Here is a 12721-nt window from a genome sequence, read left to right as displayed (position 1 = left end):
AATTATCTTACCATTTGTCATAAAATGGGAATAGGTATTTGAAAACAATTGAAATCTAAACTAGTTAAGGATTTTTTATTGTCAGATTACGAATTGGAGAAAAATGTTTATGAGTAATTTCAATCAAATAGAGACAAATAATTATGAATCTGGTCAAGTAGAGCTTGAAATAGCAGGTATTGGAATAAGGATTGGTGCATTTATAATTGATCATCTAATAATAGTTGGGGTTTTAGTGTATCCATTAATATTATTTGTGTTTAGCCATATTCAAAGCGATCCTGCAAAAGAATGGACTATGTTTCCGATTTTAATGTTAATGGCATTTTTAGTTTACTGTATAAAAGATATTATTAAAGGGAGAAGCCTTGGAAAACGTGCATTGGGATTGGCGGTAAGAAGTAATGTGGATACATCGGATATACCATCTGTTTCAAAGCTTTTTTTGAGAAATATTCTTACGTTTGCATGGCCTATTGAATTTCTGGTTCTTGTATGCGGTGCGAAGAAAACGAAACTAGGCGACCAGATAGTCGGTACAAATGTTTACAGGGTATCTAAGAAACCCCAAATAGTTATTATTGTTGTCCCAGTGGTTTTGACCATAATAATTTTCGCAACTTCACTTTTAATTGGAATATCATCAATATTTAAAAATGACGACTCTTATAAAACGGCAGTAAGCTACATAGAAGCAAGTCCCGAAGTTACAAATATAGTCGGAAACATTGAAGGCTATGGTTATATGCCTAGTGGAAGTCTTACTTATTCCGGAGATTACGGAAAAGCGATTTACTCGATTAAGGTCATAGGCAGTGAGAACACTGCTCATGTTCATATAAAATTGGAAAAAAAACTTAATAGTAATTGGGAAATAGTTTACCTGGATTTTAGTAAATAAGCGTTTATCTTTAAAGTTTTTATTTCCCAGGTATGTGTGTGAGGGGGGAAAAGGATGGTTAAAGGGATTGCTATTTTCGGGCTGAATGGGAGCGGAAAGTCTACTCTGACACATGCATTATCAAAACAGACAGGTTATTTTGAGATGGATGTGGAAGATTATTATTTTCCTCAGCAAAGAGATTCAAGAAGATTGGCGTTAGAAAATAACAATGTAATTGAGAATGACCAGTTAGATGAATTGCCTTTTTCTAACCCTAGAACAAAGAATGAAGTACAAACTGCAATTATGGAGAATATAAAGACTCATCCAAGGTTTATTATTTCTGGAGTTACAATAAATTGGTGTGATGAAATTCTTTCTCGCATTGATATTGCTTTCTGGATTCAAACACCACTTGAAGAAAGATTAAAGAGAATTCAGACCAGGGAAGAAAGAAGGTTCGGAACAAGAGTCCTTGATGGTGGTGATATGAACGCAAAGCAAATGGAATTTGTGGAAATGGTAAAAAATCGCGATTCAAAAGAAGTTGAAGATTTTGCAATGAAGCTTGGTTGTCCTGTCATTGTAATTGATGGAACATTATCTGTGATACACAATCTGAAGAAAATAACAGATAGTATTAATAGTTAAAAATAGATATAAGTGATCTCGATAATTTATGGAGGTACGTTATATGCAATATGCAATAGAATTATATTACGATATAAAAACGGAACAGAAACTGCCTTAAAATTATATTCTTGAATTGGAGACCAGCTATGAAAAGTCAATCATAAATCAGCAAAAAATTTCTTTTTCGTATCGATGGTAAAATAGGGTAACTTTAATAGAGCTCCCTGAGGGTGCTTTTTCAAAATCTATCGATATTGGTATACAGACCTCTTATTCGAGGTTAAATTCAACTTCGTCAGTAAGCATCTTCCAGATGATTCTGACTAACTTGCCGGAACAGTGCCCAAGGGCATTATAGTGAGTTCGGCCTTCTGCCCTCTTGGCATCATAATAAGCCTTGAAGGTGTCGTTGTTTCTTACAACGTTCCAAGCTGCATTTACTAGGGCATATCGCAGTACACGAGAGCCACGTTTGGACATACGAGTTCGTTTAGCCTGAAAATTACCAGACTGATATACGGACGGATCTAAACCAGCAAAAGCAAGCAGCTTGTTAGGACTTAAGAAACGGTGAATATCACCTATTTCACCAAGAATCATTCCGCCATTTATGTATCCGATACCAGGAATGGTCATGATGACTGATTCATTGAAATTCATGATGTCCGTCATTTCTGCTTCAATCTTATTTAATTGGCTATCCAGTAACTCGATTTGTTGAATGGTCTGGGTTATCTGAATAGATATAGCGCTGTCGTTTGCACCGACAGACTTCTGTGCCAGAACTCTTAATTCTTTGGCCTGCTCCTTTGTAAAGTGACCATGAGACTTCACTTTGAGCAGATTTGCCAGATGAGTCATATGCATGGAAGCAATCTCGTTAGGAGAAGGTGCTTCATTAAGAAGGGCATAGACAGCATTCTGATGCAGACCGGATTTAAAGAAGTATTGCAATTCGGGGAAGACCTGATCAACATAGGTCGTCAGTTGGATTTTAAGGCGGGTTCGCTGTTTTATCGTTTTCTGGCGAAAGCGCCCAAGAGCTTTTAAGTCCATCAGATCAAGATCATAGAAGCTGACGAACCGTAAGGAATCCTGCATCATTAGAGTTTTAGCAATAACGTAAGTGTCGACCTTATCTGTCTTAGTTTTGCGAATGTTGTTCTTTCGCATCTGAGACGTCTTAATAGGGTTGAGAACACACACTCTGTAAAGACTGGCAACAAGGTATCGAACAAGGTTGTCACCGTAGTGTGCCGTCGACTCAAGACCGATGATGGTGCTGTCCTTATCGAATGATTCGATTTTGGAAATCAGCAGTTGGAAGCCATCAGCGTCATTTGTGAATTTGAACGGCTCAATGAGTATCTCGCCCTCCGAAGAAACGGCAGCGGCGAAATGGTTAAGTTTGGCAATATCAATACCAACGTAAATCATGAGGTTGTACCTCCCTTTCGTAAGATCTGATACCGTGATATCCACCAGCGATTATCATCGTAGACTTGATTGAAATAAGTACTCATTGGAACAAAGTGCTCCGGTACATCCAGCATATAAACAATTCAGATAAAGGTAGCGGCAATACACTCCAGTTGAGTAGTCAAAGCTACAGGAAAAAATCAAAAGTCCACAGTATCTGAATGTATTATAACCACGATATTAAAAAGAAAGGAACGTGTGATAATTAACTTCCTAATTATCATACAAGGTAATTATGACAATTGTTTATTTTGTACGACATGCGCAACCAGACCATACCTGGAATGATGGTGACAGCACCAGACCTTTGACAATAGAAGGTCAGCAAGATTCAGAAATTGTATATGAGTTTTTAAAAGAAAAGAATATAAATGTCTTTTACTGTAGTCCATATAAAAGAAGTGTTGAAACTATTAAAGAATCAGCAGCGTTTCACAAAAAAGAGATTATATTGGATGAACGGCTTCGTGAAAGAAAAAAAGGCATTGACGGTAACAATTATGGAATGTTTCAGAAACGTTGGCTTGACAAGGATTTCCACGAAGATGGTGGGGAATCCATCAATATGGTACAGATAAGAAATATATCGGCATTAGAAGAGATAATCAGTAAAAATGAGGGTAAGACTATTGTGGTTGGAACTCATGGCACAGCACTTAGCTCAATTCTTAATTATTACAACCCAAAGTTTGGTTGTGATGATTTTCTCCGAATAATTGATTGGATGCCATACATTATTGAACTTCAATTTGATAAAATGGAACTTATTAATTTAAAAGAGCATATTTATATTCATAAAGATTTTAAAGGAAAAAAGCGAGCTGATAAATCCTAATGGAAATTGAGTGGAGCCCTAATAAGTGAGGTAAGTAATATGGTAAATTTGAAAAATGAAATAGCAAAATCAATTGGTATCTCATTTCCAACTACAATACCTCGTGTTGAGTATAAACTGTTGGATTCCACTAAGGCAGATGGATATACAAGACAATTGATTGAGTATGATTCTTTCGGAGACAAAGTCATTGCTTTTCTTTTAATTCCGGAAATAATTGAAAAAAATCCAGCTATTCTCATTAATCACCAGCATAACAGGGAACATCATTTGGGAAAGAGTGAAGTTTGTGGACTGGCCGGAAATCCTTTGCAAGCTTTTGGACCAGAATTGGCAAAAAAGGGATTTGTTGTGTTAGCTCCTGACTCGATATGTTTTGAGGATAGACGTCAGGATCCAGAAGTGGAGGGGTTTGACTTTTGGCAGCATTTTAATGAAATGTGCTATCGTATAATAAAAGGCGAATGTTTGATAAAAAAAGTGCTGAATGATGCCATGAATGGGATTACATTGCTCTCTAATCTTACATATGTTAATAACAAAAAAATTGGCACTCTGGGACATTCTTACGGGGGTAATACTGTCTTATTTCTTTCTGCGTTAGATGAACGAATTGCTTATAGTTGTGCAAGTGGTAGTGCTTGTACTTATGAGTATCGCATGATTAATAATATTGGAATTGAAATGGCAAGCGTAATTCCGAACTTTCATGGTAAATATGATATATATGATTTAGTATCTTGTATTGCACCAAGACAATTGCTGATTGTTTCGGCGGAAGATGATAAATATTCAAAAGATGCGTCGTATATTGTTGAAAAAGCCAGCCAAGCCTATTTAGAATATGATGCTTTAAAAAACCTGTATCACAAGAGATATCCAGGTGGTCATGAATTGACGAAAGAGCGTTTCGATTTTATTATAGAGTGGATAGATTCAAATGCGAAACTGATGGATACATAAAACTAATAATTGAATAAATAAAACTTAATCTGTAAAGGATTCATATGCGAATAATGTTAGCTCTTCCTGAGAAAGAAAATACTTTAAGTCAAATTTCGAAAATGCTAAAAAGTGATGCTGACCTCTATGTATTTCCTGAAGGATTTCTTAATAACGATACAATTTATGCCGCATTGAATATGTTTAAAGATACCCATAGCTGTGTGATCACAGGATTTAAGGACAATCATAAAAATGGGCAGCAAAAGGCACTTGTAATTGAAGGTGGTGTTATTACTGATACATATACTAAATGTATCCTTACAAAAGGTGAAAAACAAAAAGGAAAAGTACGTGGTGCCAGCATACATTGTGTAAAAACAAAATTTGGTGTAATTGGAATTCCCATTTGTTATGAAATACATTTCCCCGAAGTTTCAAGAGTGATGATGATTGATAAACCATTATTTCTATTAAACATAATTGGAACCGGTATGTATAATGAGCTACAATATGAACAGTGGGTTACAATTGCAAAAACAAGAGCAATTGAGAATGAAACATTTGTATTAGGGTGCTCCCATTTTTGTGGACAAATTCCATTAGCATTTGCATTTTCTCCGTCAGGGCAGTGCATTAGTCAAAAGAAAAATCTTCCTGGAAATATTATTGTAGAAATTGATCTAAAAGAATGTGGTAAAAAGACCATTGGATATTGGGAAGACAGAGTACCAGAATTATTTACAAATTTAGGTAGTATATAGAATCATTATTTAAAAATACAAGGAATTACGATTATGAGGTAACCACATGAGAAAAACGCTTCCGGATGTGGCAAACTATTTAAAAGAAATAATGGTGCCTGGAACCAACGAAGCATATGCGATTAATCCTGTGTTTAAAAATGTTACAATGGATGAAAACCTATATGAAGGGGTTCTCGCGTTTAGAGCCTTTTTGGTGCAGCTTTACGATTCTTTATACGTCAAAGGCAATGATTATGACAATAGCAAAAAAGTTGCCCATGAATATGAAAATCGAACTACTCTCTCCGTGTATTATCCATTTTTGCACGATGTAAGAACTATACTTATGAACATAGGTTATTATGGCAAGTCAGTTGATAGCTCCAATTCCCTTATTTGTGAAAACAACATATTAGTTGATAAACTGTCCGTTACCAAAAACTTTGAATGTCTTCGCTTTCTTACTGATTGTGGTATTTGTATTAACGGTATAGATTTAAACAATAAAAAACAGAACATCTCAAACATCAAAACTATAAAGATTACATATCCAAAAGATCCCCTTATGCTGACAGGCCTAAAGGTTATGGCAATTGCCGAAACTGACTACGGCACTCTTGTAAATCAGGATATTTTTTTACGCTGTGATTACAGAATATTGAAAAAAGAAGAAACTAATGAGCTTACCATCGTGCAGGATACGATAAAGCCTTTATCCGCAGATGTACGGGATTTTATTCTGCAATTGCATCAGCGTTATATAGATAAAGGATTTACCTGCATTGTGGAAATAAAAGGGTTTCATATCTACATAAAGTATTGTTATAAACGCAAAGATTTATGGGGGATCAACGCTTCTCTGAACAACGGATATCATATTAATGTGAAACCCACAAAGACAGATGAATACACAGACACCATAAAAACATTTTCTCCAATATTGCAGGAACTGATTGCAAAGGGGTATGGCTGCGGCAGAAAAAGAGAAATTATCGGTCATTGTGACGGAGGTTGTCGTGGTATTCCCATATCGCTAAATGATTCTGTTCTATCGTTGCGAAATGACATTGTAACATGGTTTGATAAAGAAGTGTCATGCTTACAAAAGAAATGAATAAGAAATTGAGGAGGAGCTTAATATGGCATGGGATCACGCAGAAATTTATACTGACAATAGAAGGATAAGGAAAATTACAAACAACAAAAAGGAATATATAGACTTGTTATTGCTGGCCGACGAGCAGGAAGATATGATAGATAAATATCTTGAGCGTGGTGAAATGTTCGTTTTGGAGGATAATGGCATAAAAGCTGAATGTGTGATTACAAAAGAAGATGATGGTGTTTATGAGCTTAAAAACATAGCTGTTTCACCTGATTGTCAACGAAAAGGCTATGGAAAAAGTCTGATAGAGTTCCTGTTTTCCGCTTATACGGATTGTAACATGATGCTTGTTGGGACAGGAGATGTTCCCTCTTCGCTTACTTTTTATAAAAAATGTGGCTTTACAGAATCACACCGAATAATAAACTTTTTTGTAGATAACTACGATCACCCAATGTTTGAAGATGGAAAACAACTGGTTGATATGGTTTATCTTAAGAGGGAGCGTTAAATGTTATCAGCTATTATAAACAGACGTAGTATACGAAATTATAAAAGAGTAGATGTACCCAGACACATGATAGAGGAAATTTTACAGTCAGGGATCCTTGCACCATCGTCTAAAAACCGACAGCCATGGAAATTTATTGTAGTAACTGGCAATGCCAAGAAGGATATGCTTGCAGCTATGGGGAAAGGATTAATAAGAGAGAAGGAGTTTCCCCTACTTCCAGAAAGCGCGCAGTATCTCAATAGTGCAGAATATACTTTGAAAATAATGGAACAGGCACCTGTTGTCATTTTTATTATTAATTCGCTTGGTTTAGATATTTATTCTTCATTAAAACCTGAAGAACGTATTTACGAAATCTGTAATGCTCAGTCGATCGGTGCAGCAGTTGAGAATATGGCGCTCACAGCTTCTGAACTTGGACTGGGGAGCTTATGGATTTGCGATACATATTTTGCATACAAGGAAATAAGCGATTGGCTAAATGTTGAAGGAGAGCTTTTTGCTGCAATGACAGTAGGATATGCAGATGAAGATCCTCATGCGAGACCCAGAAAAAGGTTAGATGATATTCTTGAATGGCGTGATTGAATTTGATTATAAAATAAGGTGCTATTACCAGAGTTTTATCAGTGAGGCGCAGATTTGATGTATTACATAGGTATAATGGAGGTGACGAAAATGTCTATAACTATTTACAATAATTGTGATGAACAGGAGTTTTTAGATTCAGTTCGTATAAATGGTTTGCTTGAGCACAATATGAAAAGAACAAACGGTAAATTAAAAGTACCAGATTTAGAGTTTACGAATATAGCACGAAATGAAAAGGGAGTTATTGTGGGAGGTGTATCCGGATCTACTTATCTATCCTCCTTAGAAATAGAAGTTCTTTGGGTGCAGGAATCATATAGAGGTCAAAAAATAGCATCACGTTTATTGGAAGAGATTGAACATCAAGCAATAGCCGCTGGATGCCAGATTGCCCATCTGACAACATACTCTTTTCAAGCTCCACTTTTTTATCAAAAGCAAGGATATGTTATTTGTGGGGAAGTCGACGGTTTTCCGGATGATATCAGACTTTATACATTAAAGAAACAGTTATAAACGGAGATTAAATATGAAAACAAAAAAAGTTTTAGTTATTCCCTATAATGAAGAATGGCCAAAAGAATTTGAAAAAATCAAAACGGAAATTATCCAGGTCTTAGGTCAACTGACAGTATCAGTTGAACATGTAGGAAGTACCTCGGTACAAGGATTATGGGCAAAACCTATTATTGATATTGATGTTGTTATTTCCGATAATAAACTCCTGCCTCAAGTCATCAATAAACTGGAGAATATAGGCTATAAATATGAAGGAAACCTTGGTATTGAAGGGCGAGAGGCTTTTCGTTATGAAAATAAACCAGAATTCATGCTTCATCATCTGTATGTTTGTCCACAAAATTCAAAAGAACTAAAACGGCATCTTGCTTTCCGGGATTATCTTCGTATGCATTATGATGCTGTTCAGGAATATAGTAAAGTTAAGCGTGAAGGAGCAGCGTTGTATCCAGATGATATTGAAGGCTATATTCAATATAAAAATTCGATTATAGAGAGAATATATCAAAAATGCAAAATTTAGGAAGTTAGCAAAGAATTTAGCAGTAAAGTTTTATGAGTCAGTTCAGAAGAAAGGAATATTATGAAATTTATATTATCTAGAAAAGGTTTCGATGGAAGCAATGGTGGAATCCCAAGTCCTATAATGCCAGATGGAACATTATTATCATTACCGATACCATCAGATGATTCAGATACATATGATGGATTAATATATAATAATTATACATATAAAAAGATATTAAATGATCTGGGCTATAAGGGAGTAAATTCATGCCATGTAGATCCTGATATTAGGGAATATGTTAGAGGAGGAGAGGTGAAGGATTGGAAGCCGGCTTTTGGACAAATAGATGCTTCACAGGGCTATTTAAGAAATTCAAAAGTGGAGATAGGGGATATTTTTCTATTCTTTGGACGGTTCCGTAGTGTCAATTTGTCCGATGGTAAATTTAAATATGAGAAGAAAAATAAGGTTAATTTTTATCAGGGCAGTATACTTCATGTTATATTTGGGTATATGCAAGTTGGTGAGATATTAAATAGTAGTGACCAAATTAAAAGTTATTATTGGCATCCACATGCATGTAGCCAAAGGATTGGTAATCCAAATAATGCACTATACTTACCTACCAAAAACTTGTCATTAATACCAGAAAAGAAGGGGTATGGTGTTTTGAATTATAGCAATAAAAGAGTTCTAACAAAAGATGGAACTACTGCAGCGGATTGGCAGGACAAAGCTTTTCTGCAACCACAACATATAATTGGCAGCAAAAGAAAAAATTCTTCAAAAACAAATGGTTTATATTATCAAGGGATCTGGCAGGAACTCGTTTTTAACGCAAGTAATGATGCATTAATATGGGTAACTGATCTGATACAATAATAAGTAATATTATGGGAGTGAATCGTGAAAATATAATATTGTACAGGAGAAAGCAGGTATGGAAGAATATAATAGAAATATAAAGACAAAACAATTTCAGATATTAACAGACATTAATATAATTTGGGATTTCATGGTGGAAATCTATGGACGCAATTTCAGCAATGGTGTGGCAGCTCCTTTTTATGAATATGCCATCACATCAACATGGATGGACATTTCATATCAGTACTTAAATCGTATCTGGTTTGATGGAGACAAAGTTGTAGCATTTGTTTTCACAGAATCGCCTGTTACTAATATATTTTTTAATCTTCGTCCGGGCTATGAAGAATTAGTGGAAGAACTATTAGATTACGCTGAAGAATATATGCCGAATTTTGATAATCAGAGACAATTCATTTTATTTAAAGGACAGGAATCTCTGATTGATGCAGTGGCAAAGAGAGGATATCATAAGGTTCATGAAGAGCACGACTTTATTTTCGACTTTCAAAATGAACTTTCCTATCAGCTGCCGGAAGGTTTCCATTTCGTAAAGGAGAGTGAGGTTGATCCCGTAAAACTGGCAAGGTGTTGCTGGAAAGGATTTGACCATGAGCAGGATAAAGGTCCGTTTGAAAATTGGGAAGAGGCTGATTGCGGAACCAGCTGGAATCCACAGAAGGGATATAATGGTGTGAGGAAAGGTGTCATGTGTCCGGCGCCTCATGCAACTCCCCAATTTGATATAATTATTGCGAACGAGGAAGAAGAATATGTTTGTTACTCTGGAATGTGGTGGGTTAAGGAAAATAAACTGGCTTATATGGAGCCCTTATGCACTATACCAGAATATAGAAACAGGGGATTGGCAGCGGTTGCATTATCGAAACATTATGAAAGAATGAAGAAGCTTGGTGCAACTCATATGACTGGCGGAGGGAACAAATTTTATAAGAAAATTGGTTACTCTGACGGAATTGTATGGACGCATTGGAAGAATAGTATCCTCTGATTTCTTGAAAAACCAAACAATTATATAATAGGTAAAAAGAAAGGGGTATAGATATTATGTCAAATCCATATAAGATTATTGATGAAACCAATTGGAAAAGAGCTTTCCATTGCCAGGTATTTAGAAACAGTATAGAACCATCGTATTGTGTCACCTGTGAATTGGATATTACAAATTTCTTAAAGAAAGTTCGGAAAGAAGATCTATCCTTTACCCTATCCCTCATCTATATCGTTTCTAGATGTGCAAATGACATTGTAGAATTTCGATATCGCTTTCTTGATGGCAAAATAGTGCTATATGACAAAATTAACACAGCCTTTACCTATTTGAATAAAGAAACAGAGCTATTTAAAGTTGTCAATGTTGAGATGCAGGACACACTGGAACAATATAATTCAGTAGCAGCCAGGAAAGCTGAAGATCAGAAGGACTATTTCACCGGACCCCTTGGAAATGATGTATTTCAGTTTTCTCCAATGCCATGGGTATCGTACACTCATATTTCACATACAAACTCCGGTAAAAAGGATAATGCCACTCCATTGTTTGATTGGGGAAAATATTTTGACAGAGATGGAAAAAAGATACTTCCCTTTTCTGTTCAGGTTCATCACTCATTTGTAGACGGAATACATATTGGGAAATTGGTGGATTCGTTACAAAATTATTTAAACGGAATTCAGGATTGAACCTTAAATTAATTAAACGAAGAGGAGACGGGAAAGGGTTACATGGAAGATTATTGTCAACAAAATAAGAAAGCATGGGAATATAATGCATATGATTTTTGGATAAATAATTCAGGTGAACCGAAAGACAGGGCAAAAAAGGACTTGGAAGACCCAAGGGGTATGCTGAAACGGTATGCGGATTATTTTGAAACTTATAAAGATATAAAAGTGGCCAATATATGTGGGTCATGTGGGAAGAAAGCAATCCCTCTTGCAATTCTGGGCTCAGAAGTAACAATTTTTGATATATCAGAAGACAATAAAAGATACGCACTTGAGGTAGCAGATGCTGCAAATGTAAAAATTGATTTTGTTGTTGGGGATGTTTTGGAAATTGACATGAAGAAATACGGAGATTCTTTTGATGTGGTATTCATGGAGGGCGGAATCCTTCACTATTTTCATGATCTTGACCAATTTATGAAAGTAATGTATCAGCTCCTTAAGCCAAATGGAAGGCTTATATGCAGTGATTTCCACCCTTTTCAAAAGATAGCGGATATGTTAGGGCTAGAGCTGCCCGCAATGAATTATTTTTCAGGTGATGTATTTGAAGGTGAGATGGCTCATGCAAGATTTTTCCCAGATGAAATTCGGAAACAGATGCCTTTATGCAGTTATAGAAAATACACGATCAGTGAAATAATTAATTCAGTTATAACGACAGGATTCACGTTGTCCCGATTTGATGAGCACCCTGCATGGAAAAATAAAAGTGTACCAGGAGAATTTACACTGGTAGCAAGGCGGTGATTTTTATGGAATATATAGCGATTAATAAGCAAAACAGGGTGACGAAATATATTATAGAAACAGATCAGATTGCATTAAGAGAGCTGACAATGGCTGACTTTGATGCCTGGCATCAGATATTATCCGATAAAGAGACCATGCAGTATTATACAAGTGAATTTGATGAGGACCAGACAAGAAGGTGGATCAACTGGAATCTTGATAATTATAACAAATACGGTTTTGGATTATGGGCGGTTATTTTAAAGGAGACCAATGAATTTATTGGTGATTGCGGTATTACCATGCAAAATATCTATGGTGATGGAAATTTGTTTCCAGAAATCGGCTATCATATTAATAAGAATTTTTGGAATAAAGGATATGCTTCCCAGGCATCAAGAGCATGTTTGGGGTATGTTTTTAAGAACACTAATTTTAACGAGGTCTTCTCGTATCAGAAGTCGACCAATATTCCATCAAGAAAAGTAGCGGAAAAGATGGGGATGTCATTACGTGAGGAATATACCGATCAGATTAACATAAAAACAAGCGTATATTCCATTACCAGAACAGAATTTTATACCGGTGAATCCCATATATAAAAAGTCATGGAGGTTG

16 protein-coding genes are annotated in these 12721 nt (G+C 35.7%); 15 read left to right on the top strand and 1 reads right to left on the bottom strand.

What is annotated here, in order from left to right; all coding sequences use genetic code 11:
* Positions 1 to 109 precede the first annotated feature (109 nt).
* Together ACOAOT_RS12415 and ACOAOT_RS12410 are read left to right on the top strand one after the other, a co-directional pair.
* Positions 110 to 901: an RDD family protein gene (locus ACOAOT_RS12415; protein ID WP_420217252.1), complete on the top strand. Its 792-nt coding sequence runs from the start codon at positions 110 to 112 to the stop codon at positions 899 to 901.
* Positions 902 to 955: 54 nt separating this feature from the next.
* Positions 956 to 1534: an AAA family ATPase gene (locus ACOAOT_RS12410; protein ID WP_420217251.1), complete on the top strand. Its 579-nt coding sequence runs from the start codon at positions 956 to 958 to the stop codon at positions 1532 to 1534.
* A gap of 252 nt (positions 1535 to 1786) precedes the next feature.
* Here ACOAOT_RS12410 and ACOAOT_RS12405 read toward each other — a convergent pair whose 3' ends face one another.
* A complete protein-coding gene (locus ACOAOT_RS12405; RefSeq protein ID WP_420215797.1) occupies positions 1787 to 2953 on the bottom strand; it encodes an IS110 family RNA-guided transposase in 1167 nt (388 codons plus the stop codon).
* A gap of 277 nt (positions 2954 to 3230) precedes the next feature.
* Between ACOAOT_RS12405 and ACOAOT_RS12400 the strand changes: the two genes are divergently transcribed.
* The 13 genes from ACOAOT_RS12400 to ACOAOT_RS12340 all read left to right on the top strand — a co-directional run bounded on the left by ACOAOT_RS12400 (position 3231) and on the right by ACOAOT_RS12340 (position 12705).
* Positions 3231 to 3830 carry a histidine phosphatase family protein gene (locus tag ACOAOT_RS12400; RefSeq protein WP_420217250.1) on the top strand — a complete coding sequence of 200 codons (600 nt, stop codon included), beginning with the start codon at positions 3231 to 3233 and terminating at the stop codon, positions 3828 to 3830.
* A 39-nt stretch (positions 3831 to 3869) separates the two neighbouring features.
* Positions 3870 to 4793 (top strand): alpha/beta hydrolase family protein, encoded by a 924-nt coding sequence (locus ACOAOT_RS12395; RefSeq protein ID WP_420217249.1) that lies wholly within the window; start codon positions 3870 to 3872, stop codon positions 4791 to 4793.
* A 44-nt stretch (positions 4794 to 4837) separates the two neighbouring features.
* Positions 4838 to 5536: a carbon-nitrogen hydrolase family protein gene (locus ACOAOT_RS12390; protein ID WP_420217248.1), complete on the top strand. Its 699-nt coding sequence runs from the start codon at positions 4838 to 4840 to the stop codon at positions 5534 to 5536.
* Between the two features lie 46 nt (positions 5537 to 5582).
* Positions 5583 to 6632 carry a hypothetical protein gene (locus ACOAOT_RS12385; RefSeq protein ID WP_420217247.1) on the top strand — a complete coding sequence of 350 codons (1050 nt, stop codon included), beginning with the start codon at positions 5583 to 5585 and terminating at the stop codon, positions 6630 to 6632.
* Between the two features lie 25 nt (positions 6633 to 6657).
* Positions 6658 to 7134 (top strand): GNAT family N-acetyltransferase, encoded by a 477-nt coding sequence (locus tag ACOAOT_RS12380; protein WP_420217246.1) that lies wholly within the window; start codon positions 6658 to 6660, stop codon positions 7132 to 7134.
* Complete coding sequence (locus ACOAOT_RS12375; RefSeq protein WP_420217245.1) at positions 7135 to 7725, top strand: nitroreductase family protein; 591 nt, start codon at positions 7135 to 7137, stop codon at positions 7723 to 7725. It abuts the gene before it with no gap.
* Between the two features lie 90 nt (positions 7726 to 7815).
* Positions 7816 to 8244: a GNAT family N-acetyltransferase gene (locus ACOAOT_RS12370; RefSeq protein WP_420217244.1), complete on the top strand. Its 429-nt coding sequence runs from the start codon at positions 7816 to 7818 to the stop codon at positions 8242 to 8244.
* Between the two features lie 13 nt (positions 8245 to 8257).
* Positions 8258 to 8770 carry a GrpB family protein gene (locus ACOAOT_RS12365; RefSeq protein ID WP_420217243.1) on the top strand — a complete coding sequence of 171 codons (513 nt, stop codon included), beginning with the start codon at positions 8258 to 8260 and terminating at the stop codon, positions 8768 to 8770.
* 60 nt (positions 8771 to 8830) lie between these two features.
* The gene (locus tag ACOAOT_RS12360) at positions 8831 to 9637 is read left to right on the top strand and encodes an Nmad3 family putative nucleotide modification protein (protein ID WP_420217242.1); all 807 of its coding nucleotides are present in this window, start codon (positions 8831 to 8833) and stop codon (positions 9635 to 9637) included.
* Positions 9638 to 9695: 58 nt separating this feature from the next.
* The gene (locus tag ACOAOT_RS12355) at positions 9696 to 10634 is read left to right on the top strand and encodes a GNAT family N-acetyltransferase (protein ID WP_420217241.1); all 939 of its coding nucleotides are present in this window, start codon (positions 9696 to 9698) and stop codon (positions 10632 to 10634) included.
* A gap of 56 nt (positions 10635 to 10690) precedes the next feature.
* Positions 10691 to 11326, top strand: a complete 636-nt coding sequence (locus ACOAOT_RS12350) for a CatA-like O-acetyltransferase (protein WP_420217240.1) — start codon at positions 10691 to 10693, stop codon at positions 11324 to 11326.
* A 42-nt stretch (positions 11327 to 11368) separates the two neighbouring features.
* Positions 11369 to 12121, top strand: a complete 753-nt coding sequence (locus tag ACOAOT_RS12345) for a methyltransferase domain-containing protein (protein ID WP_420217239.1) — start codon at positions 11369 to 11371, stop codon at positions 12119 to 12121.
* A 5-nt stretch (positions 12122 to 12126) separates the two neighbouring features.
* Entirely contained in the window at positions 12127 to 12705 is a 579-nt protein-coding gene (locus ACOAOT_RS12340; RefSeq protein ID WP_420217238.1) for a GNAT family N-acetyltransferase, read from the top strand.
* Positions 12706 to 12721 lie beyond the last annotated feature (16 nt).

Origin of the sequence: Lacrimispora struthionigena (assembly GCF_048627165.1) — a bacterium.
Lineage (GTDB): Bacteria > Bacillota > Clostridia > Lachnospirales > Lachnospiraceae > Lacrimispora.
This window is presented reverse-complemented; position numbering and strand designations above follow the sequence as displayed.